22 protein-coding genes are annotated in these 23,704 nt (G+C 59.5%); 3 read left to right on the top strand and 19 right to left on the bottom strand.

The annotated features are described in order from the left end of the window. Positions 1-7: 7 nt before the first annotated feature. The 10 genes from AXE86_RS07745 to AXE86_RS07700 form a co-directional block, all read right to left on the bottom strand. The gene (locus tag AXE86_RS07745; RefSeq protein ID WP_232294867.1) at positions 8-2,569 is read right to left on the bottom strand and encodes a sulfatase-like hydrolase/transferase; all 2,562 of its coding nucleotides are present in this window, start codon (positions 2,567-2,569) and stop codon (positions 8-10) included. A gap of 23 nt (positions 2,570-2,592) precedes the next feature. Continuing rightward, positions 2,593-4,257: a formate--tetrahydrofolate ligase gene (locus AXE86_RS07740; protein ID WP_061946093.1), complete on the bottom strand. Its 1,665-nt coding sequence runs from the start codon at positions 4,255-4,257 to the stop codon at positions 2,593-2,595. Positions 4,258-4,269: 12 nt separating this feature from the next. After that, positions 4,270-5,124 carry a bifunctional methylenetetrahydrofolate dehydrogenase/methenyltetrahydrofolate cyclohydrolase FolD gene (gene folD, locus AXE86_RS07735; RefSeq protein WP_061946092.1) on the bottom strand — a complete coding sequence of 285 codons (855 nt, stop codon included), beginning with the start codon at positions 5,122-5,124 and terminating at the stop codon, positions 4,270-4,272. Between the two features lie 11 nt (positions 5,125-5,135). Then, positions 5,136-5,984, bottom strand: coding sequence for a 4-hydroxybenzoate octaprenyltransferase (locus AXE86_RS07730; protein ID WP_061946091.1), 849 nt, complete (start codon positions 5,982-5,984; stop codon positions 5,136-5,138). Between the two features lie 8 nt (positions 5,985-5,992). Beyond that, the gene (locus AXE86_RS07725; protein WP_061946089.1) at positions 5,993-7,453 is read right to left on the bottom strand and encodes a menaquinone biosynthesis decarboxylase; all 1,461 of its coding nucleotides are present in this window, start codon (positions 7,451-7,453) and stop codon (positions 5,993-5,995) included. A 50-nt stretch (positions 7,454-7,503) separates the two neighbouring features. Further along, on the bottom strand, positions 7,504-8,322 hold the full coding sequence (gene tatC / locus AXE86_RS07720; RefSeq protein WP_061946087.1) for a twin-arginine translocase subunit TatC: 819 nt from the start codon (positions 8,320-8,322) through the stop codon (positions 7,504-7,506). A 3-nt stretch (positions 8,323-8,325) separates the two neighbouring features. Beyond that, positions 8,326-8,544 (bottom strand): twin-arginine translocase TatA/TatE family subunit, encoded by a 219-nt coding sequence (locus AXE86_RS07715; RefSeq protein WP_009753844.1) that lies wholly within the window; start codon positions 8,542-8,544, stop codon positions 8,326-8,328. Positions 8,545-8,625: 81 nt separating this feature from the next. Continuing rightward, positions 8,626-9,003, bottom strand: a complete 378-nt coding sequence (locus AXE86_RS07710; RefSeq protein ID WP_061946085.1) for a Sec-independent protein translocase subunit TatA/TatB — start codon at positions 9,001-9,003, stop codon at positions 8,626-8,628. A gap of 66 nt (positions 9,004-9,069) precedes the next feature. Then, positions 9,070-10,035, bottom strand: coding sequence for a polyprenyl synthetase family protein (locus AXE86_RS07705; RefSeq protein ID WP_009753842.1), 966 nt, complete (start codon positions 10,033-10,035; stop codon positions 9,070-9,072). A gap of 313 nt (positions 10,036-10,348) precedes the next feature. Then, a complete protein-coding gene (locus AXE86_RS07700; protein WP_061946083.1) occupies positions 10,349-11,533 on the bottom strand; it encodes an LL-diaminopimelate aminotransferase in 1,185 nt (394 codons plus the stop codon). Between the two features lie 281 nt (positions 11,534-11,814). On the opposite strand from AXE86_RS07700, the gene AXE86_RS07695 reads away from it, so the two are divergent. The 3 genes from AXE86_RS07695 to AXE86_RS07685 are packed head-to-tail and all read left to right on the top strand — an operon-like array spanning position 11,815 to position 15,151. Next, the gene (locus tag AXE86_RS07695; protein WP_039981338.1) at positions 11,815-12,906 is read left to right on the top strand and encodes a class II glutamine amidotransferase; all 1,092 of its coding nucleotides are present in this window, start codon (positions 11,815-11,817) and stop codon (positions 12,904-12,906) included. Further along, complete coding sequence (locus AXE86_RS07690) at positions 12,907-14,412, top strand: glutamate synthase-related protein (protein WP_061946081.1); 1,506 nt, start codon at positions 12,907-12,909, stop codon at positions 14,410-14,412. A 16-nt stretch (positions 14,413-14,428) separates the two neighbouring features. After that, a complete protein-coding gene (locus AXE86_RS07685; RefSeq protein WP_039981337.1) occupies positions 14,429-15,151 on the top strand; it encodes a glutamate synthase in 723 nt (240 codons plus the stop codon). A 338-nt stretch (positions 15,152-15,489) separates the two neighbouring features. Here AXE86_RS07685 and AXE86_RS07680 read toward each other — a convergent pair whose 3' ends face one another. From AXE86_RS07680 to AXE86_RS07640, 9 genes are all read right to left on the bottom strand, one after another. Next, entirely contained in the window at positions 15,490-16,968 is a 1,479-nt protein-coding gene (locus AXE86_RS07680; protein WP_198145249.1) for a phosphodiester glycosidase family protein, read from the bottom strand. 75 nt (positions 16,969-17,043) lie between these two features. Further along, positions 17,044-17,490 (bottom strand): rod-binding protein, encoded by a 447-nt coding sequence (locus AXE86_RS07675; RefSeq protein ID WP_061946077.1) that lies wholly within the window; start codon positions 17,488-17,490, stop codon positions 17,044-17,046. A gap of 15 nt (positions 17,491-17,505) precedes the next feature. Next, positions 17,506-18,618: a flagellar basal body P-ring protein FlgI gene (locus tag AXE86_RS07670; protein ID WP_061946075.1), complete on the bottom strand. Its 1,113-nt coding sequence runs from the start codon at positions 18,616-18,618 to the stop codon at positions 17,506-17,508. A 15-nt stretch (positions 18,619-18,633) separates the two neighbouring features. Next, a complete protein-coding gene (locus tag AXE86_RS07665) occupies positions 18,634-19,233 on the bottom strand; it encodes a flagellar basal body L-ring protein FlgH (protein ID WP_009753834.1) in 600 nt (199 codons plus the stop codon). A gap of 39 nt (positions 19,234-19,272) precedes the next feature. Beyond that, a complete protein-coding gene (flgA, locus tag AXE86_RS07660; protein ID WP_061946073.1) occupies positions 19,273-20,037 on the bottom strand; it encodes a flagellar basal body P-ring formation chaperone FlgA in 765 nt (254 codons plus the stop codon). Beyond that, on the bottom strand, positions 20,034-20,828 hold the full coding sequence (flgG, locus tag AXE86_RS07655; RefSeq protein WP_009753832.1) for a flagellar basal-body rod protein FlgG: 795 nt from the start codon (positions 20,826-20,828) through the stop codon (positions 20,034-20,036). Before flgG ends, flgA begins: the two co-directional genes overlap by 4 nt. A gap of 247 nt (positions 20,829-21,075) precedes the next feature. Next, a complete protein-coding gene (gene flgF, locus AXE86_RS07650) occupies positions 21,076-21,876 on the bottom strand; it encodes a flagellar basal-body rod protein FlgF (protein ID WP_050341655.1) in 801 nt (266 codons plus the stop codon). A gap of 79 nt (positions 21,877-21,955) precedes the next feature. After that, positions 21,956-22,984, bottom strand: a complete 1,029-nt coding sequence (locus AXE86_RS07645) for a rod shape-determining protein (RefSeq protein WP_061946071.1) — start codon at positions 22,982-22,984, stop codon at positions 21,956-21,958. A 176-nt stretch (positions 22,985-23,160) separates the two neighbouring features. Then, on the bottom strand, positions 23,161-23,640 hold the full coding sequence (locus AXE86_RS07640) for a hypothetical protein (RefSeq protein ID WP_061946069.1): 480 nt from the start codon (positions 23,638-23,640) through the stop codon (positions 23,161-23,163). Positions 23,641-23,704 lie beyond the last annotated feature (64 nt).

Below are 23,704 nucleotides of genomic sequence, written 5' to 3'. Positions count from 1 at the left end.
CGATGATTTACCGACGAAAGCTCTTGGTATAGTTCCACACGATGTCAAGGAACTGCCGCGCCAGTGCATCGTCAAATATCTCACGATAGTCATCATTTCGCTCGTGAATATGGTAGGTATATGAATCCAACGATACCGTCCCATCCTCACGCGTAAATTCCGTCGTCTCGAGATGAAATGCATGCTGCTCCGTGCGCACGCAGATCTTATACGTCTGTCCGGGATAGATGGAGTTGCTGACCGTATAGGCACGCCGCTGTCCGCCGAACACCGCAGGCAAATTCCCGTCAAGATACGGCGCATCAATCGGATAGCCCGCGAGTTTACCGAGGATCTTGTAGATGTCCACCGTACTCGTCAGCTCGTCCACGCGCCCGCGCGCCGGTACCCCCGCACCCCGCGCCATCAGTGCTGCCCCCGTCTGTTCCTCACTGAGGAGATACGGACTGCGTGCATACACAGGCGCACCGTGATCGGAGTAGAGCAGGACAACGTACTCATCGTCATCGTAATGCGCGGTAATGTAATCAAAAAGATAGCCGAGCTGGCGGTCTGATGCCTGCACCTCGTAACGATTGACATATTGGCTGAGCGGATTATTCTTCAGAAATACGGACGCCACCAAGTCTTGTGACTGCAGGACATCGGCAAGCGGTAAATGTGTCGAAGCATTAGGCGGCGTACTGACATCTGCATTATACGGATGCGTATCTGCAAAATGAAGAAACAGGAAATTATCGCACTCATTAAATGTCTGAAGGTGACAAATCGTACGCTCCACTCCATCCGCCGCGTGCAGCATCCAATGATTGACAATCAGGCGATCGTAACCACGCGTCACACCGTTGTAAATTCCCTGGGCATCCCCCTGAATGTTGGTGCAGTAGTAGCCGAGATGCTTCATCTGCTCGGACAGCGTCACAACGGATGGGTCGAGCGCAAAGGGCACCCCCGGTCGTGCAATCTGCGTATGATGCTGATACAGCCCTGTCTCGATGCTTGCAAGTGACGGATACGTATACTCCGAAGCACTGAAATTGTTTTCGAAAATGATTCCCTTGGAAAAGAAATGCAGAAGATTTGGCATCAGCTCTTCTGCCTCATCCCGCAGGGCGTTCCATGCAAGACCATCAGCGAGAATATTCAGCACCAGTTTTCTGCGCCGCGAGCTATGCTGAAGAACGATCGGCTGCCCGACGAGGAAGGTGGAATCCGAGCGAATGGTCGTCGGCTCCTCCACGCGATAAAAATTAAACTCACCGCGGCTGAGCTGCATCGTTCGATCCATGTTTTCCCTGTGGAACGAGATTTTTTGTTTATCCTCTTTCGCCGCAAGCGGAAGAATTTCTGCACTTTTCTGCGGTACGACACGGATCTCCGAGGTCTCATCTGCCTTCATGATGTCGAAGACAAAATCATTCACAATCGGATAATTATATTGTTCCATTGCCGGATTCATCAGGTCAATGACTTTGCTTTTGATAAACATAACCCCATAGGGATTGTAGAGCCCAGTACGATAGCGTGGCAGCGCATCAGAAAAACGTGGAAGCTCCTCACACACATGAATCCAAAATTTTTTCGTGACCCCATGAGAATCTATGACTACATTGGTGATGAATGGTGCAAACTGTGCGTTCGTGAAAGCCGCCTTGAGCGCATAGATACAATTCTCCATCGCGTCAGGATCTTCCGGGAAACTGAGATAATCTCGATCCACCGACAGCATCATAAAGAGCATGGCACGATCCGGACGTCCTGCCTGCTGATACACACGGGAGAGCACAGCACATGCATGTGGACTCATTTTCCGTTTTTTGTACGCTGCCTTCCCATAGGAAAGTGCCGCATCCATATCCTTCCGTGCAAGAGCTTCCTCAGCACGGAAGATCTCATATTCCTCTCCCTCGGGACAGAGCTGATGATACTCCTCGGCACAGCGCTGCATCGCCGCACCAAAGTCATTCCGCTGTACCGCATCCATCAGCTGTGCGGCGCATTCCTGCACACGTGCATCGCGGACAGCACGTGAAAAGCGTTCTGTCGCCCGTGTCAGTTCGTCTGCATCACCACGAAAAAAGAGCAGCGCATGATGGAGCATCTGCCAGCCGTCTTCCCGTTCCTCCAGAAGAAAACGTCGGTGCTCCTTTGTAAAGAGCACCGCGTTTGTATTGGATATGGGAAAGCAAAGCACAGGGAGATGATCGTAGTCCGGCAAAGCTGCATCGGGGCGCAGCAGGGCAAATGTACGGCAATTTTCGGCGTAGTTCTCCCGCAGCGCCGCCTCATTGGGCTGATAGACAACGGAAGAGAGCAGCTCAAAGAGGCCCGTATTGCCGCGCTCATTGTACGCCGTCATCAAAAGGCGCACGCCCTCCGCATAGCCTTCGGCATCGAAGGACTCTGCCGACAGAGCGAGCAATGTCTCGCCGAGGCGCACGCGCGCCATATAGGCCGTATCCTCGTCCTGTCTCTCTGCATCGAGCGCAAGATATGCCCGTGCTTCCGCACAAAGTTCCCCGTATGCGCCGCACTCTGCCAGCTCCTGCAGTCGCTTTGCGATGTCCATCTCTGCCGTGCCCCCTATCTCACTTAGAACAGTCCCGTGATCACACCGTCCGCCGTGATGTCCATGCCCATCGCGGCGGGCACTTTCGGCAGTCCCGGCATGGTGAGGACATTGCCCGTGAGGGCGACGACGAAGCCCGCTCCGCAGGAGGCGCGCAGCTCGCGCACAGTGATGCGGAAGCCCGACGGACGTCCGAGGAGTTCGGGGTTGTCGGAGAAGGAGTACTGCGTCTTAGCCATGCAGACGGGTGTCTCCGTCATGCCGAGCGCATCCATCTCCACGAGCTGCTTCTTTGCTGCATCGGTAAAGTCCACGCCGTCCGCGCCGTAGATCTCCCGCGCGATGGTCTCGATCTTCTCCGCGATGGGCTTTTCCGCATCGTAGATGGGGTGAAAATGCGCCGGCTGCCGGAGTGCTGCGTCTACCGCATCTGCCATGGCAAGTCCGCCCTCGCCGCCCTTTGCCCAGACCTCGGAGCGCACGGCAGGTGCACCGAGGCGCGCGCAGAGCTCCTCGAGGAGAGCGAGCTCCGCCTCGGTGTCCGTCGGAAATACGTTGACGGCGACGACGGCGGGCACGCCGAACTTTCCGATGTTCTCGATGTGCTTTTCGAGGTTCGCCGCGCCACGCTGCAGGGCGTCCAGATTCTCCGTGCCGAGGTCACTCTTTGCCGCGCCGCCGTTCATCTTGAGCGCACGCACGGTGGCGACAATGACGACGGCATCGGGGGTGAGCCCCGCAAGGCGGCATTTGATGTCGAAGAATTTCTCCGCGCCGAGATCCGCACCGAAGCCTGCCTCCGTGACGACGTAGTCCGCACAGCGCAGTGCTGCCTTGGTCGCTGCGACGCTGCTGCACCCATGGGCGATGTTCGCGAAGGGGCCGCCGTGGATGAGGGCGGGTGTCCCCTCGATGGTCTGCACGAGGTTGGGCTTCACGGCATCCTTAAAGAGGAGGGTCAAGGCCCCCGTCGCACCGATCTCCTCCGCGTGCACGGGACGTCCGCCGCGCGTATAGCCGATGAGGATGCGCCCAAGGCGCCGCTTCATGTCGGCGAGGTCCTCCGCCAGACAGAGGATCGCCATCATCTCCGAGGCGACGGTGATGTCAAAGCCGGACTCCCGCGGCACGCCGTGGACGCGCCCGCCGAGCCCCGTGACGACGTGACGCAGGGCGCGGTCGTTGATGTCGAGAACGCGCTTCCACACGATGCGGTTCACGTCGAGATCGAGTGGGTTGCCCTGAAAGATGTGGTTGTCGATGAGTGCGGCAAGAAGGTTGTGCGCCGTCGTGATGGCGTGAAAGTCCCCTGTAAAGTGGAGGTTGATGTCCTCCATGGGGACGACCTGCGCATAGCCCCCGCCCGCCGCGCCGCCCTTCATGCCGAAGCATGGGCCGAGCGACGGCTCGCGCAGGGCAACGATGGTCTTTTTGCCCTGCCGATGGAGGGCATCGGCAAGCCCGACGCTCGTCGTCGTCTTGCCCTCACCTGCGGGGGTCGGGTTGATCGCCGTGACGAGGATGAGCTTTCCCTGTTTTCCATGGGCGCCCGCAAGGGATTCGCGCGTCAACTTTGCCTTGTACCTGCCGTACGGCTCGATCGTATCCGCATCAATGCCCAGCGTGGCCGCAATTTCTGTAATGGGGCGAAGTTTGGCTTCGCGCGCGATTTCGACATCGGATTTCATGGTGTATCCTCCTTAGGGGTTCTGCGCTTTGGCTGCCTGTACTACATTCTCCATCAGCATGGCGACGGTGAGAAGTCCGACGCCGCCCGGCACGGGCGTGATCGCCCCCGCGACAGCCGCCGCGGCGTCAAAGTCCACGTCGCCGACGAGCTTCTTCGGCGCGATGCGGTTGATGCCGACGTCGATCACCGTCGCGCCCTCCTTCACCATATCCGCCGTGACAAAGCGCGGCCGCCCGACCGCAGCGACGAGGATGTCCGCCGTGCGCGCGATCGCGGCAAGGTTCTGCGTGCGCGAGTGACAGATCGTCACGGTTGCGTTGCGTTCGAGGAGGAGATGCGCCATGGGCTTGCCGACGATGTTGCTGCGCCCGATGATGACGGCGTGCGCCCCCTCGATGGGGATGCCCGCGTAGTCGAGCATACGGATGCAGCCCGCCGGTGTGCAGGGGCGCGGCCCCGGTGCGCCGAGCACCAGATGTCCGACGTTGACGGGATGGAAGCCGTCCACGTCCTTGCGCGGATCGATATGAGAGAGGATCTCCTCCTCGTCCTCCGCGATCTGCGCGGGCAGCGGCAGCTGTACGAGGATGCCGTGCACCTCCGGATCGACGTTCAGCTCCTCAATGCACGCGAGGAGCTCCTCCTTCGTCGTCTCGGCGGGGAGGGAAATGTGATCCGAACGAATGCCGAGCTCATCACACGTCCGCTGTTTGTTGCGGACGTAGACCTCGGAGGCAGGGTCGCTGCCGACGATGATGACGGCAAGGCGCGGCAAGACGCCCTCCGCCTTCAGCTCTGCAACGCCGCGTGCGGCATCTTCCTTTATCCGTGCGGCAAATTCCTTGCCCGAAAGAATTCGTGCCATCATGCTCTCCTTTATACGATATAGCTGATCCACGTAAAGACAAAAATTGCAATTGAAACGATGCCGTTGCGCATGAAGTACACCTGCGTCACGCGTGAGAAGTCCGTCGGCCCTGCGATGCGGTGCTGGTAGACGAGGGTCGCTGCTGCAATCGCGACGCCGATGAAGTACGGCCAGTGCAGATGCATCATCGCGCCGAGGGCGATAAAGAGCAGGATCGAGAGGACGTGCATTGCCCGCGCGATCTGGAATGCACCGCGTGCACCGAACGACACCGCGAGGGAGTGGAGTCCCTGACTGCGGTCAAACGCCTCGTCCTGCGCCCCGTACATTGCGTCAAACGCAGCGATCCAGAGGGCGACCGCGAGAAAGAGCACGAGCATCGGCAGCTCGATTTTCCCGCTGACCGCCACCCAGCCGCCCGCCGGCGCCATGCCGATGGCGATGCCGAGGAAGAGATGTACCCATCCCGTCACGCGCTTCATGTACGGGTAGATGAGGAAGGGCACAGCGGCGAACGGCAGGAGACGGATGCAGACCGGATGCACCTGCAGCACGGCGAATATAAGCACAAGGAGGCACACGCCGATAAAGACGAGCGCCTCCTTCTTCGTGACGCGCCCCTGCACCATCGCACGGTAGGCGAGGCGGGGCTGCTGCTTGTCATACTTCAGATCGGCGAGGTTGTCGAGGGCGAGTGCCGCCGACCGTGCCGCCGTGATGGCGAGCACGACCCAGCCGAGCGTCCCGAGCGGCGGATCACCGCCTGCGGCGAGGAGTGCCCCCATGAGGGCGAACGGCAGAGAGAACACGGTATGGTGAAACGCTGTGTTGTTCATATGCGCCCGCAGGCACTCCATCCACCAGCTCAATCCAGACCGAACTCCTTCCACCGCGCCGTCACGCGCTCCGTGATCTCCTTCGACATCGTGATCTCATCCGGCCACTCACGCGCATGGCCTTCCTCCGGCCACGTCTTCGTCGCGTCGATGCCGAGCTTCGACCCCCACTTTGCCATGGGCGAGGAGTGGTCGAGCACATCGAGCGGTCCCTGCACGATCTCGAGGTCATATTTCGCATCGATGTTGTTGAAGACGCGCCACCAGACTTCCTTCATGTCCTGCACATTGACGTGGGCGTCCACGACGATGATCATCTTCACGTTCATCATCTGTCCCATGCCCCAGAGTGCGTGCATGACCTTGCGCGCGTGCATCGGGAACTGTTTCTTGATGGAGACGACAACGCAGTCGTGGAACACGCCCTCGAGCGGCATGTTGACATCGACGACCTCGGGCAGCATCTGCTTCAAGAGCGGCAGGAAAATGCGCTCCGTCGCCTTCGCGAGGAAGCAGTCCTCCATCGGCGGACGTCCGACGACCGTCGCAGAGTAGATGGGATCCTTACGATGCGTGATTGCCGTGATGTGAAAGACAGGATAGTCGTCTGCGAGGGAGTAGTAGCCCGTGTGGTCGCCGAACGGCCCCTCACGGCGCATCTCGTCCGTATCGACATACCCCTCGAGGATGATCTCCGCCGTTGCGGGCACCTCGAGATCGACCGTAACGCACTTCACGAGCTCGACCGATTTATGCCGCAGGAAGCCCGCAAAGACCATTTCGTCGATATCGCGCGGCAGCGGTGCCGTCGCCGCGTAAGTCACGACGGGATCCGTGCCGATGGCGACCGCCGCCTCGATGCGTTTGCCGCCCTGTGCCTTCATCGCGCGGAAGTTCTCCGCCCCGTTCTTGTGGATGTGCCAGTGCATCCCCGTCGTACGGCTGTCGTACTTCTGCAGGCGGTACATCCCGACGTTGCGCTTGCCCGTCTCGGGATTCTTCGTAAAGACGAGCGGCAGCGTCACAAAGGGGCCGCCGTCATCCGGCCAGCACTTCAGAATGGGAATCTCGTCAAGATTCGGGTTCTCCGTCTCGATGACTTCCTGACATGGTGCATTCTTTACATACTTCGGGAAATTGATCGCCTTGCGCGCCATCGGGATGAGCGTCATGAGGTTCATCTTGTTCTGTAGGGAGATGTGCGGGATCTTGAGGATCTCCGTCAGCTCATCCGCCACGTCGTCGAGCTTCTCCACACCGAAGGCGAGTGCCATGCGCTCGTAGCTGCCGAACGCGTTCATGAGGACGGGCATCTTTGAGCCCTTTACATTCTCAAAGAGCAGGGCGACGTTCTCCGCGCCCTCACGCTTCGAGATGCGGTCCGTGATCTCCGTGATCTCGAGCTCCGGGTCAACCTCCGCCGTGATGCGGCGGAGCAGTCCGCGCTCCTCAAGTGTCGCGATGTATTCGCGCAGATCCTTATATGCCAAGGTATTCCCTCCTAAATATATCGTGTTTTTTGTAATGTGCCGTCAATTCCCTATTTTCGGAGGATAAAACGCACAATCAAATACCCCACGCCGTAGAGCGCAATCATCGGCACAGCGATCATCGACTGCGTGAACACATCGGGTGTCGGCGAGATCACGGCGGCGATGACGAACGAGAGAAAAATGACGATGCGCGCGTACTTCTTCAAAAATTTGGATGTGATAAAGCCCAATTTCCCGAGAATCGTAATGACGAGCGGCAGCTCAAAGACAAAGCCGAACGGCAGGACAAACATGATGACAAACTCAAAATACCGATTGACGGAAAAGAGCGCCTCGAGTTCATCGTTGCCGAAGCCCTTGAAGAACATGATCGCCGCAGGGAAGACGAGGAAGAACGAGAATGCCAGCCCGAGGAAGAAGAGCACCACCGAGACGGGAACAACGATGGCGAGCACCATGCGTTCTGACGGTGTGAGCGCGGGCAGAAAAAAGCGCCAGACGTGATAGAAGATCACGGGCAGCGCAAGAAGGAAGCCCACGACGACGGCGATCTTGATGTAGGTAAAAAACGCCTCGGCGGGCTGCATATAGTAGAGTTTTCCGACCGGCAGGGTCAGATAGTGCATGATGTCGCCGATGAAGTAGTAGCCGACCGCCGAGCCGACAGCGACGGCGAGCAGGCACTTGATGAGCCGCGAACGCAGCTCGGTCAGATGCGCGATGAGCGACATGCTGCCGTCGTCATCCTGCGGCGTGTCCGCGTCCTCCGGCGGCAGCGGCTTGACCCCTGTTTCCTGCACCGCAGGCACCGACGTCTCTTCGGCCGAGGCCTCCCCCGCGCCGTCCGCTTTCATTTCCTCTGCCATGGATCAGATCTTTTCCTCTTTTTTTGCATTCTCGGGCAGCTGCTTCGTCTCATGCGTCACGTTGATCTCCGCCGGCGGCTCGTCCTTTGCACTATTTGCCGACTTAAACTCCTTGATGCTCTTGCCGAGCGCCTTCCCGATGTCGGGGAGACGGCCGGGGCCAAAGACAACGAGGCCGATGATCAAAATAAGTACGAGTTCGGGAACGCCCAATCCAAACATAATATCCTCCTAAACCATGCCGTTCGGCACAATATCATCGTGATGTTCTGCGCAGCCGTGTTAGGGAAGCTCAGTGATTCCTTAGGACTGCTTCGTCTCTGCGGCCTTCTGCTCGGCGCGGTGTGCCTCGACCGCAGCAGCTGCGGTCTCCGTCGTCGGCGAGGTCGCCGCCGGCGCGGGAGCACTCTGCTGTGCCGCCGGTGCAGCCGGCTCTGCTGCCACTACTGGTGCAGCCTGCTGCGCCGTCGGTGCTGCGGCAGGCTGCGGCTGTGCCGCTGCATTCTGTGCAGACGGTGGATCAGGTGTGTTGATCGCCGTCGTCAGCGCGTTTGACGCCTTGCGGAACTCGCGCAGGCCCTTGCCCAGCGTCCGCCCCATCTCGGGCAGCTTCCCCGGGCCGAAGACAATCAGCCCTACGATCAAAATCAATACCAGCTCCGGTGCACCGATGCCGAACATAATACATCCTCCTGTATGCGTACATCGAGGTACGCACTGCAAAATTGCTGCGCCGCGCAGCGATGTCTAAAACTCTCTCCGACCGATAAAATCCGCCGCCATGAGGCAGGTCTCACGAATCCGCGGGTCAAGGCTCGCAGGCAGCGCCGCCTTAGCACGCACCAGATAGGCATCCGCCTGTTCCTGCGCATAGTCCAGCCCATCCGAGGCACGCACGAGCGCAAGCGCACGCGCGACCTCCTCTACGGGTTTCTTCGGATTCGTAATGAGTGCCGCGAGCTCCTCCCGCTCCCCCGCGCCAAGCACGGAGAGTGCACGGATGACGGGCAGCGTCACATAGCCCTGTGCGAGGTCATGTCCCGCGGGTTTTCCGATGTCCTCGGAGCTGCGGCGGAAGTCGAGCAGATCGTCCGTGATCTGGAACGCCATGCCGATATCACGGCCGTACTCCGCCATCTGTGCCGTATCGGCAGGGCTCATCCCGCCGATGAAGCCGCCGAGCTCACAGCAGATCTCAAGGAAGTCCGCCGTTTTCTTGCGGATGCGCTCATAGTAGGCATCCTCCCCCGTGGGGATCTGATAGACCGTATGATCCTGCAGGATCTCGCCCTCGCTCAGCGTGCAGACCAGATGCGCCAGCTTGACATAGACGGATGAGTCATAGCCCTCCTCCGCGACGAGCTTGAACGCGCGCGCAAAGATATAGTCTCCGCTCAGGATGGCAATCTGGTTGCCCCACTTCGCATTCGTCGTCTCAGCACCGCGCCGCGTATCCGCCTCGTCGATCACATCGTCGTGTACGAGGGATGCCGTGTGGATGAGCTCGAGCGCCACGGCCACGGGCATCGCACGCGCACGGTCAAACGACGCTCCGCCGCGCGCTGCCAGCAGGAAGAGGGCGGGACGCAGTCGCTTGCCGCCCGAGGAGACAAGGTGCATCCCAACATCCGTGATGAGCGGCGTCTCGGAGACAATCGCCTCCTCCAGCGCAGGCTCAAGTGCTGCGAGATCCTCCTGTATGACATCAAACATGTCGCTTTTCAACGTTCTACCACCTACATTCGACGCCGCACAGAGCGTCGCTTTCCATCCATTGTGACACAGACAAATCTCTTCACATTTTAACATATTGCATCTATAGCGTCAAAATTATTTCTGTCATGAAAAAAGGCGCAGTTGCATATATCCCCCCCATCGGCTCGCTGCGCTCGCCACTTCCCCCGTAAACGGGGGAAGCTATTATGCTATTATTGCAGGAAAGGAGCACAAAGAAAAGGACTTTGGTACGAAGTTTATAGCTTCGTGCAACAGTCCTTTAGATAATGATAAAACAATCCGTTCTTTTTTACTTCCCCAGCAGGGCGACCAGACGCCGCGCTGCCTCCTCGGTGTCCTCGGGCGAGCCGAAGGTCGAGAATCGGAAATAACCCTCGCCTGCGCTGCCGAAGCCCTCACCCGGCGTGCCGATGACCTGAATCTCATGCAGGAGATAGTCGAAGAATGCCCAGCTTCCCATGTTCTTCGGGCACTGCATCCAGATGTAGGGTGCATTCTTGCCGCCGCAGTACCATATCCCGAGCGTATCGAGCGCCGCCATCAGATGCGCTGCGTTCTTTTTATAGACGCGGATATTCTCGTGGATCTCGCGCTGGCCTTCCTCCGTAAAGACCGCCGCCGCGCCTTTTTGCAAGATGTAGGAGACACCGTTCGTCTTGGTCGTGCGGTTGCGCACCCACATCGCATTCAGCGAGAGGCCGCCGCGCATGAGCTCCTGCGGGATGACCGTATAGCCGAAGCGCGTCCCCGTAAATCCTGCCGTCTTGGAGAGGGAGCAGATCTCAATGGCACAGGTCTTTGCGCCCTCGATCTCAAAAATGCTGTGCGGGATCTCCGCATCCTCAATGAACGCCTCGTAGGCGGCATCAAAGAGGATGATCGCATCGGTTTTGTTCGCGTAATCCACCCATGCTTTCAGATGCGTACGTGAGAAGACTGCGCCCGTCGGATTGTTCGGCGAGCAGATGTAGATGATGTCGGCATGCACGGACGGATCGGGCAGTGCTAAGAAGCCATCCTCACGGCTCGATGCGACATGGATGATCTCGTTTCCTGCAATGATGTTCGCATCGACGTAGGCAGGATATGCTGGCTCCATGATGAGAACGCGCTGATCTCTGCCGAGGATGTCAAGGATGTCGCCCAGCTCATCGCTCGCGCCGCTCGAGACGAATACATCCTCGGGCGCCAGCTGCACGCCGCGCCGCGCATAGTAGGCCGCGATTGTCGCGCGCAGCTCCGGTGCGCCGCACTCGGGCATATAGCCGTGAAAGCTCTCCTGCACCGCCTGATCGTCCACGGCGTGATGCAGTGCGTCGATGACCGTGCGGCAGAGCGGCAGGGAGACATCGCCGATGCCCATGCGGTAGAGATGCGTGCCGGGATGTTCGGCGAGATACGCCTTGGTCTTCTGCGCAATGTTGTAGAACAGGTAGGAGTCCTTCAACTTGCTGTAATTCATATTCGGTGTCATGCTATCCCTCTTTCCATAGTTTTCCATGCGTACCGATTCTACTCGCTTTTTCCCCGTTGTGCAAGTGTCAACCCTGCTTCATGGAAATGCTGTGACATGACACCATACACACAAGCGCGAGGATTCGTTCATAACTTTTGTCACAGAATTATTACCTCCGCATGTATACAGGTGTGCAAATTGACTTCTTACTTCATCTATGATAGTCTATGCCCCGCGTCCATCAGTACAGGACATTTCTCCTATATAATAGGAATCGTTTTCAGAAAGGGTTGTTGGATATGGAACGGGAAGGATCGGTCAGGATCCCCGCAGGCTGTGCGATTGCCGCACTCATCTCCAAGGAGGGGCGCATGATCCCAGGCGATGTCATCATCCGCGGAATCGCGACGATGCATGACCGCTCCAACGGGCTCGGCGGCGGGTTCGCGGCATACGGCATCTATCCGGAGCATCGGGATCAGTATGCCCTGCACATCTTCTTTGACAGCAAGGATCGCCGCAGCGTCTGCGAGGGGATTCTGCGCGAGAGCTTTGAGGTCGTTCGCGCAGAGCGCATTCCCACGCGCAAGATTCCTGCCATTACGGACGAGCCGATGATCTGGCGGTACTTCGTCTCCCCCCTGCGCTCGGTGCTCGCCGCTGCGCAGCAGGACGAGGAGGAGTACATGGTGCGCACGGTCACGAAGCTCAATGCGGAGCTTTCGGGCTGCTACGTTTTTTCCTGCGGGAAGAACATGGGCATCTTCAAGGCGGTCGGCTTCCCCGAGGATGTCGGTACGTTCTACCGCCTCGATACGTACGAGGCCTACTCCTGGACGGCGCACGGCAGATATCCGACCAATACGCCGGGCTGGTGGGGCGGCGCGCATCCCTTTGGCCTTCTCGACCGCACGATCGTGCACAACGGCGAGATCTCGTCCTATGATGCCAACCGCCGCTTTATCGAGATGTACGGCTACAAATGCACCCTGCAGACGGACACGGAGGTCATCACCTACATCGCCGACTTCCTGCTCCGCCGCCAGAAGCTCTCACTCCATGAGCTCGCGGCTGTCATCGCCGCGCCGTTCTGGGATACGATCGCGCGCAAAGACCCGGCGGCACAGAAGATCCACACGTATCTGCGCACAGTCTTTGCGGGGCTGCTCATCACGGGCCCCTTCTCCATCATCCTCGGCTACACGGGCGGCATGATGGCGCTGAACGACCGCCTGAAGCTGCGCTCGATGGTGACCGGCAGCAAGGATGACTGCGTCTGCATCGCGAGTGAGGAGGCCGCCATCCGTGCCATGGAGCCGGATGCCGAGAATATCTACGCGCCCGCCGGCGGCGAGCCGTTTATCGTCAACGTAAAAGAGGGGTGTTTCTAAATGAGTCTGAACTATCTGTACCCCGAGTTTGAAGTGCTGCGTCACCCCCGCTGCACGAAGTGCCGCCTCTGCGAAAAGGAGTGCTCCAACAAGGTGCACCACTACGACGCGACACTAAAGGTCATGGTCGCCGACGACGAGAAATGTGTGAACTGCCATCGCTGCGTCTCGATCTGCCCCGTCAAGGCACTCAAGATTGCGCGCACCAACTGCACCTACCGCGACGATGACAACTGGACGAACCAGACCATCAAGGAGATCTACAAGCAGGCGGAGAGCGGCGGCATCCTGCTGTCCTCCATGGGCAGCCCGAAGCGCATGCCGATCTACTGGGATCGCCTTCTCATCAACGCCTCGCAAGTGACGAATCCCCCCATCGATCCGCTGCGTGAGCCGATGGAGACACGTGTGTTCCTCGGGAAAAAGCCGAACGCCATCGTCCGCGACGCCGCGGGGCGCATCGACACGTCAAATCTCGCCCCGCAGCTTGAGCTGTCCATGCCCGTTATGTTTGCGGCGATGAGCTACGGTGCCATCAGCTACAACGCGCACAAGAGCCTTGCGATGGCGGCGCAGCAGCTCGGCATCTACTACAACACGGGCGAGGGCGGTCTGCACGAGGATTTCTACGCCTACGGCGACAACACGATCGTACAGGTCGCGTCGGGACGCTTCGGCGTGCACGAGCGCTACCTCAACGCGGGTGCCGCCATCGAGGTCAAGATGGGACAGGGCGCAAAGCCCGGCATCGGCGGGCATCTGCCCGGTACAAAGAGCATCGGCGACGTGTCACGTACGCGCATGATCCCCGAGGGCTCGGACGCGATCTCGCCCGCACCGCATCACGACATTTACTCGATCGAGGATCTGCGCCAGCTCGTTTACTCCCTGAAGGAGGCGACCAACTACACCGTGCCGATCATCGTCAAGGTCGCAGCGGTGCACAACATCGCTGCCATCACGAGCGGCATCGCGCGCAGCGGCGCGGACATCATTGCCATCGACGGTTTCCGCGGCGGCACGGGGGCTGCTCCGACACGCATCCGCGACAATGTCGGCATCCCCATCGAGCTTGCCCTCGCGGCGTGCGACAAGCGTCTGCGCGAGGAGGGCATCCGCAACGATGTCTCCCTCGTCGTCGGCGGAAGCATCCGCTCGGCGGCCGATGTCATCAAGGCGATTGCGCTCGGCGCTGACGCCTGCTATGTCGCCACGGCGGCACTCATGGCGCTCGGCTGCCACCTCTGCCGCAGCTGCCAGATCGGCCGCTGCAACTGGGGCATCGCTACACAGGATCCTGCGCTCGTCAAGCGACTCAATCCCGACGAGGGCAGTCAGCGTCTCGTCAATCTCATGACCGCATGGCGGCACGAGATCAAGGAGATGCTCGGCGGCATGGGCATCAACTCCATCGAGGCGCTGCGCGGCAACCGCCTCATGCTGCGCGGCATCGGTCTCACGGAGAAGGAACTTGAGATTCTCGGCGTCGCGCACGCAGGCGAATGAGGGGAGGGAGAACGATATGATTTCTATTGATGCAGACCATCTGGATCACAAGGCACTCAACGACCGCCTGCGCGGCATCAAGGCGCCGGTGCAGCTGACGAACTGCTGCGGGCAGCGGTTCATCGCAGCGGGCATGGCGCCCGTCTCCCTCTCGATCACGGGCGTGCCCGGCAACGCGCTGGGCGCGTATCTGAACGGCGGAAAGATCGTCGTGCACGGCAACGCACAGGACGCCGTCGGCGACACGATGAACGACGGCACGATCATCGTCCACGGCAGCATCGGCGACGCGGCGGGCTACGCCATGCGCGGCGGAAAGATCTACGTCAAGGGGAACGCGGGCTACCGCGCGGGCATCCACATCAAGGCGTATGAGGACAAGTCGCCGACCATGATCATCGGCGGTACGTGCGGCAGCTTCCTCGGCGAGTATCAGGCGGGCGGCACGATCATCGTCCTCGGACTGACGGCACAGGAAAGGCCTATCGTCAGCAATTTCCCCTGCACGGGGATGCACGGCGGGACGATGTTCCTGCGCGGCAGCTGCGACGCGATCCGCTTCCCTCAGAGCGTTGAGGTGTCACGGGCGGACGCAGAGGACATCGCCGCAATCGACGAGCGCCTGACGGAGTTCTGCACGATCTTCAGCTACGACAAGAACGTGGTCATGGAGGAGGGTTTCACGAAGATCGTTCCGAGCAGCAGCAATCCATATAAGGCACTCTATGTGACGAACTAAGGAAGCACTGATAAAATGAGCTATGCCGGATTGGCGTAGATTTTTGTTGATTGAGGCAGCAAACCAGACGCACGGCAGGGGTATATGGTTGTGCCGAATGTATCAGTGCTTTCCTAAAATATAAAAAAGACGTTGTACGGAGCTAAAAACTTCGTACAACGTCTTTTTTTGTGCTCCTTCCACCGCTTGCGCGGTCCCCCTTCCCCGTGATAACGGGGAAGGCTTACAAGATAACGGCATAAAAGCTTCCCCCGTTTACGGGGGAAGTGGCGAGCACAGCGAGCCGATAGGGGGACGCGCAGCAGTCCCCTTTTTATTGCAATCTCCTCGTCTACATTTTACTTCTTCTGCAATATCAGCGCACTCCCCACGGCGCGCTCCGACCCATCCGAGGGGGAGTTCAGCACATCCCCATCCGCATAGATCTCCGAGGAGCCGCCGCCGTCCAGATTGATCGCGTCGCGCACGCCGAACTGCACGAGCAGATCTGCGAACTCGGTCAGTGTCAGCCCATGACTGTGCGACTGCCGCCCATCGACGACGGCGAAGAGGATGTTCCCCTTCTGCGTCACACCGACCGCTGTACGCGGTGCACGCCCGTAGCGGATGTCACCCGGGAACTGCTCCTCGCCCGCCGTCACGTGGACACTGCCATTCTCGACAAGGCGCGGCCCAGCACCGAGCACCTGCACGGCACGATTCCACGGCTCCCCCAGATCCTCCGTCAGCACAGCCGGATCACCCACGCGCACACCTGCTGCAGCGAATGCATCCATCGACGTGCCGTGCACCGAGACGACATAGCCATCGGACGGGATCAGCGAATCATTCGTATTGATCTCCGCCACGCGCCCATTGCGAACGACATACTCAAGGCCATAGGGATTCGTCCCCGTCGATCGACCATAGGCGCGGTTGTAGATGATGAGGTTGTCCGCGCCGCGCTCGGCGTTGACCCCTGAGACGGGCAGGCTCGTCTGATCGAGCTTCACCGTGCCGTTATAGGATACCGTACCGAACACAAAGGAGTTATCGGGCATTACACCGAAGGCACTGCGGTCAAAATACGTACTGCTCACGACCGTCCCATCGATCTTCGTGATGCCGATGAGCTCTCCGCTGAGTGCAAAGTAGGAGGCGTTGATCGCCGCCGCTGCATTCGTATCCTGTGCGATGCCGCTCACTGTCTGCCGCCCTGGGATAACGCCACGGGCAAGCGCGGGGCGCACGCGATAACGTGCGGGATTCGCCTCGATAAAGTACGCCGTCACCTGCCCATCCTCGTCCTCATAGACGTACTCCCGCTGCGTCAGCCCCGCGGCGAGCTGTTTCTCCTCCATGCGGGGCAGCTCTGCCTTTGCGGGGGATGTGTCCGTATCCGTAGACGATACGGACGGACGCGGCACGCTCGCATGCCGCTGCGCAGTCAATGCGCCTTTCGGTGCAACATCGACGAAGATACGGAATGGATTCGTCAGATTCCCAATGGAATAATCCATCCCCTTCGCCAGCGCAACGGTCACATAGAAATGCCCGTGATGCCGCTCGTAGGAAATCGCCTCAATGCGAGATGTCCGCACAGCGATACGCTTGAAGAGTGCCGTATCCACATCGGCAAAATCGAGGGTGAGGGAACGCCCGTCGTCGGAGGGACGCGCCTGATAGAGCGGCATCTCCGAGAGATCGAAGACGATGCGGTCACGCGCCGCCGTGCTCGAGGAACGCAGTCCCGTCAGGGATGCTGCTGCCGCCACATAGGAGGACAGCGCCACGAGGACGACGACGGCGAGGACAGAGACTTTCTTAAAAATTTTCATTGATCGCTCCACATTCATTCCAATGAATACAACAGAAAAGGGGATGCTGTTCCAGCTCCCCTTTTTTTTACTCTTTCATCTCTTGCGGATGGTCGGCGACAGCTGTTTCATCATCATGTCTGCAAGACCGATGCCGCCGCTCTTTGCGGCCTGATTCATCAGCTCCGTGTCGCGCATATCCTCGAAGATCTTGATCGCATTTGACTTCTTCCCAAAGAGATCGCTCTCGGGTACAGTCGCGCGCATCTGCTTATACATCATACTGAGGAACATTGCCTCGAACCCTTCGCACGCCTCGCGCAGCTTCTTCTGCTGCAGCTCGTCCGCCGTCATGGGATTCTTTGGCACGTAGCCCGTCTGCGCGGTCTCGCTCGTGCGGCTCTGCACAGCATCTGCCTTGCGCTGCAGCTCATCGAGCGTCGCCTTGAACGACTTTCCCTCGGCACTCATGCGCGCCGCATCATAGGAGGTCTGTACCGCGTTGCCGAGCAGTGAACCATCTCCGATTGGCTGTATGGTCATATCACTGTCTCCCTGTCATACAATATCCAACTCAGCGTGCAGCGCTCCCGCCGCCTTCATCGCCTGCAAAATCGAAATGGTATCACGCGGCGTCGCACCGACCGTGTTGAGTGCGCCGACAATATCGCTGACGTTTGTCGTCGCCGGAAGCACAATCGTGTTGCCCTTCGTCTCCGTTGCCTTAACGTCCGGGCTGTCCGTCACAACGGTATTGCCGTAACTGAACGGTCCCGGCTGCGAGACATCGGGGTTTCCCTGGATGCGGATGGTCAGCCCACCCTGCGTGATCGCACACGCATCAACGGAGACATCGCCTCCCATGATGATCGTTCCCGTACGCTCGTTGACCACAACGCGCGCAATGTTGTCGGGACGTACCGGCAGATCCTCGATCGAGGCAACAAAGCCGACCACGTTGCCGCGATAGTACGAGGGCACGGCAACGTCCACACGTCCCGGGTTCGTCGCCTGGGCAATGTTCCCGTACTGCGCATTGATGGCACCTGCGACGCGTGCCGCCGTCGTGAAGTCCGACTTTGCGATGGAGAGCGCAATATGCCCATCCGTGCCGATGTCATCCTCCACCGTGCGCTCGACGATGCCCGCATTCACGGCGATACCGACTGTCGGGAATGCCTTCGTCGTGCTGCTACCGCCGCTCGATGCGGAGAAGCCACCCGTAGAGACTGCGCCCTGTGCCACGACGTAGACCTCGCCATTGCCCGCACGCAGCGGTGTCTGGAGGAGCGTTCCGCCGCGCAGGCTCTTCGCGTCACCGATGGAGGAGACCGTCACATCGAGGCTGTCGCCCTCGCGTACGAACGGCGGAAGCGTCGCCGTCACCATGACGGCAGCCACGTTCTTCAGCTTGATGGACGACGCATTGACATTGATGCCGTAGCTGACAAGCATATTGGCGATGGACTGCACCGTCTCGCCCGAGCTCGAGCCGTCGCCCGTCCCCTCAAGTCCGACGACAAGACCATAGCCCATGAGCTGGTTGCTGCGCACGCCCTGCACTTTCGTGATGTCCTTGATGCGCGTCACGGCGGAATCCGCCGCGGCAACGCCCGGCAGAGCCCCGATGAGGAGCGCAAGGAGGAGCAGAAGGACGGATATTTTCTTCATAAAGAGCGCCTCCCGTCAGAAGAGAATATTGAAGATCTGCGTGAGGATGCCCTGCCGCTGCTTCGCGTTGAGCGGTCCCTTGCCGTCAAAGCGCACGGTGGCATCCGCGACACGCGTCGAGAGCACCGTATTCGATGCGGAGATGTCCTCGGGGCGGCAGATGCCGCGGAACGTGATCTTGTGCTCGTTGCGGTTCTGCCATATCGACTGCGTTCCCTCGAGGACGAAGTTGCCCGCCGGCGTGATCTCTGAGATCGTGACGGTGACATTGCCCGCGACACGATTCGTCGCCGAGGCGGATCCCTTTGCGGTGAACTTATCCGAGCCGCTCGCCGATGCCGCCTGGAGGAAATCAAAGATGCCGATACCGCCGCCGAGCTTCACCGAGCCGCTCTTCTCGTTCGAGCTGTTGCGCGTCGCCGAGGTCGTCGTCGACTCGCTGATGACGATGGTCACAATGTCGCCGACGTTCGATGCCCGGTGGTCGGTAAACACGGACTTCGTCGTATAGCCGTTGGCGTTTTTCCACAGGGATTCCGCCGCTGCGGTCGGTGCAAAACTTGCCACCGCAAGCGTGGCGGCGAGCACGCCCGCTAGCCATTTTTCTTTACGCATGATGAACTCCTTATGGAACTCTCTCTATCCTGCTGCAGATCATGCAATAATCTGAACCGTCTTCTCGTCGACTACACGCCCGCGCATGATCTTCCCCGATCGTGCATTGCGCACGCGGATCACATAGCCGATGCGTCCCGCCTCCAGTGCTACGCCCTCTGCGCGGATCGTGATGCCGCCATTCTCCGCGACGAGCGTCACAGGACTGCCCGCAGTCAAGACGCGCGGCATCGCGAGGAGGGTTGGCGTGATGACCGTGCCCTTGCGGATGTAGCGTCCCGCGACGCGTCCCGCGAGACGGTCAAAGTCCGTGACCGTCGTCTCGGGCAGGGTATCCACCGCGCTCTCCTCGACGTGCGCATTGGCAGGCGTGATCGCCTCGTCCATGCGAATGTCCGTCATCGCGACGAGCACATGGTCATAGACCGTGACCTGATAGTAGCACGCGGCGCGCCGCTGCAGTACACCGTCCACATAGACGGTAATGGCGGCGGGGAACTCCCGCCCGTAGGGAACGCCGCGCGGGAAGGCGACAACGGCTGTCACCTCGCCTGCCGGCAGACGCATCGTCCCCGCCCGGTGCTGGAGATGCACCTCGTGGCGGCGCGTCTCACCGACCGCGGCGAGTTGCTCCTCGATCTTCTGCTGCGCGAGCTCCGCAAGCTGTGCGGCGGAAAGGATGTTCGGGAAGCGGACGGCCTGCCCGTACCCGTAGGAGGCAGCAACCCCCGTACCCGTCCACAAAAAAGCGAATAAGCCACTCCATAGGAATAGAATGGCTGTAAAAATTCTGTGCCGAATCAACGCTTCAGCTGGTTCGCGATCTCCAACATCGAGTCGGAGGTCGTGATCGCCTTGGAGTTGGACTCGTACGCACGCTGGGAGACGATCATGTTGACCATTTCCTCCACGATCTGCACGTTGCTCATCTCGAGCGTGCCCTGCGTCAGCGTCCCTGCACCGTCCTCGCCCGGGTTCGACTCAATCGCCTCGCCCGATGCATCGGAGACGACGAAGAGATTCTTGCCGACGGACGTCAGCCCTGCGGGGTTGACAAAGCGGGCAAGCGTGATCTGTCCCGCCTCCTGCTGCTGGTTCTGCCCTGCCTCACGGTAGGAGACACGGCCATCGCCGGAGATCGTGATGGAGTCCAGCGGTGCATTCTGCCCGATCGTAATGCCGTCGGCGAGCAGGTAGCCGTCCGTCGTGACCATGCGGCGGTCGCTGTCGAGCTTCCATGTGCCGTCACGCGTGTATGCGGTCGTCCCGTCGGGCATCGTGACGCGGAAGAAGCCCTCGCCTTGGATGCCGATGTCGGTCGGGTTATCCGTCGTCTGAAGTGCGCCCTGTGTAAAGACGCGCTGGGTCGCCGCCAGGCGTGTTCCAAGACCGATCTGCAGTGCCGTCGGGTACTGCGAATCCGCGCCGTTTCGTGCGCCCGCCTCACGGAGCGTCTGGTAGACAAGATCCTGGAACTCGGCACGTACCTTCTTGCCGCCGTAGGTGTTGACGTTGGCAATATTGTGCGCGACGACATCCATCTGGGACTGCTGCGCCTTCATGCCGGACGCCGCAGACCAAAGTGCTCGCATCATAGTCGATATCCCCCTCCAAGAATTTTGGATGACAGTTTACTCACTTTTATATCGGAAGTTTTGATGAATTTCTTAAGGAATCGCTGATAAAATGAGGTCTGCCAGATTGGCGTAGATTTTTTGTCCGATTGAGGCAGCAAACCGGACGCATAGCGAGGGCTATGTGGAGGATTTGCTAACGATAAGCGGGCGAAAAAGATGCGTCAAGATGGTTGTGCCGAATTTATCAGTGCTTCCTTAAGTATTTTTAACTCGTACGTCCGACATCGTTGACTGCCTTGTCGAGCAGGGCATCCTGCGTCTGCACAGCCTTTGAGCCCGCCTCATAAACGCGGTAGTTGTTGATGAGCTCGACCATCTCCGTGACAACGCTCGTGTTCGACATCTCGAGCATCCCCTGCTCAATGACGCCCGTCGCCTGCTGCGGCTGTGCCCCGGGCTGAGGTTTATAGAGGTTGTCGCCCTCCTTGATGACCGCCTTTTCCTCATCGAACTGGACGAAGCCGAGCTGCGCGATCTGTCTGCCGTTCGCATAGATGCGCCCGTCGCTCGACACCGTCACGTTTCGCGCATCGGCGGGAATCGTGATCGGCTGTCCCTGCGGCGAGAGCACGGCCTGTCCGCGCACATTCTGAAGCTGCCCCGTGGAGGAGCGGTAGAAGCTGCCGTCGCGCGTGTAGCGCTGTCCCTGCGGCGTATCAATGATGAAATACCCCTGCCCCGAGATGCCGAAGTCGTAGGTGTTCCCCGTCGTCTGGAGCGCACCCTGAATGTGGTCGGTCGCGATCTCATCCACGGCGGAACCGAGGCCAAGCGTGCCGACGATCGGCGCACCCGAGCGGATGCGGAACCCCTTAAAGCTCGTCACATCCGTGTCTGCCGCGTGGTCATTGATGCGGCGCAGCAGCATCGGCTCGAACTCACGCACCGCCATATCGTCGCGCTTGTAGCCCGTCGTCGCGGCGTTGGCGAGGTTATTCGCGATCATATCCGTGTGCTTCGTCTCTGTAATCATGCCGGAGGCGGCGATATAGAGTCCTCTCCACATAGCGTTTCCCTCTTTTCCCGAACGAAATATACTCTCCTAGTGTTAATTTCGCTGTAAATTTCGTTTTCCCTCTATTTATTTATTTCTTACGTCCAAACGATGTGTTCGTCGCCTTGCCGTCGAATTTATCGAAAATATCGAGAGCCTTGCCGCAGCCGAGGGCAACGCAGGACATGGGGTCATCGGCGACAATCGTCGGCGTCCCCGTCTCGCGCAGGATGAGCTCTGCCATGCCATAGAGCAGAGCGCCGCCGCCCGTCAGAACGATGCCGCGATCCATGATGTCGGCAGCGAGCTCCGGCGGTGTCTCCTCGAGCACCTTTTTCACGCAGTCCACAATGCGCATGACCGAGGTCTCGATGGCGGACGACGCCTGCGCCGTGGAGATGGTAATGTTCTTCGGCAGCCCCGAGAGGAGGTCGCGGCCGCGGATCTCCATCTGCTCGCGCCGCGCCGCCGTATATGCCGCGCCGACGCGGATCTTGATCTCCTCCGCCGTGCGCTCGCCGATGAGCAGGTTGAACTCGCGCTTGACATAGTCGATGATGTCCTCATCGAAGGTATCGCCCGCGACGCGGATACTCGCGCTCGTCACAACGCCGCCGAGACTGATGACGGCGATGTCTGAGGTGCCGCCGCCGATGTCGACGACCATCGAGCCCTGTGCCTCCACGATGTCAAGGCCCGCGCCCATCGCCGCTGCGAGCGGCTCCTCGATGAGCTGGATGTGGCGCGCGCCCGCCTGCTCAGCGGCTTCCTGTACGGCACGCTGCTCCACCATCGTCACCCCCGAGGGGATGCAGATCATGATGCGCGGACGAAAGACTATGCTGCGTCCAACCACCTTGTCGATGAAGAAGCGCAGCATGCTCTCCGTGATGTCATAGTCCGCAATCACGCCGTCGCGCAGCGGGCGGATAGCGACGATATTGCCGGGCGTGCGCCCGATCATCTGCCGTGCCTCCTCGCCGATGGCGAGCACCTGATTCGTATCGCGGTTCACCGCCACGACCGACGGTTCCTTCAGGACAACCCCCTTCCGCTTCACATAGACGAGCACATTTGCCGTCCCCAGATCAATTCCTATGTCCATTGACATACCAAACATGTATGGAAATCCCCCTAATCAACGATCCTCCTTAAGGAAGCACTGATAAATTCAGCCGCGCCATCTTGACGCATCTTTTTTGCCCGCACTTCGGCGGAAAATCCTCCACAGAGCACTACTCTGCGTCCGGTTTTCCACCTCGTTCGGACGAAAAATCTACGCCAATCTGACGGACTTCATTTTATCAGTGATTCCTTAGAATCGTCCTGCTTTTCTTCTTCCGGAACCAGCGACTGGCGGATCGCATTCAGCGACTGCTTGAGTGCATCCGTGTACGGGCCGCGCAGATCTCTGTCGTCCCATGTACTCTGCGTAACATAGGCAATGATCGTATCCAAAAAGGAGACGACCATCTCTGCGACATATGCCTGCGAGACCTCGTTTGTCTTGAGATAAACCTCCTTGCTGCGCAGTTCAAAGGCAATGCGGTCGATGTAGTGCTCGCCCTCGATGAGATAGCCGAGCGCGCGCAGCCGCAACCCCAGTTCCCTTGCCTGCGCGGCGTCCTTCGCCGACGATGTACGGTCATTGGCGAGCTTCTCTACCACAGCCCACGCCTCTTCGCACAATTTTCCCACGGCATCGAGCACCTTGTCCCGCGCGTGTTTTTTGCGCCACAGCACATCGCGTACCGACAGTTTTTTCTGCTCCTCCATGGTTGCCCTCCGCTTCTATTTACATTCCCTAAGCTGTAATCTTCATTATATGTTTTTCATTCCG

The organism is Selenomonas sp. oral taxon 136 (assembly GCF_001554015.1).
Classification (GTDB): domain Bacteria; phylum Bacillota; class Negativicutes; order Selenomonadales; family Selenomonadaceae; genus Centipeda; species Centipeda felix.
Note: the sequence above shows the minus strand (reverse complement) of the source record. Positions and strands in the feature narration are given on the sequence as shown.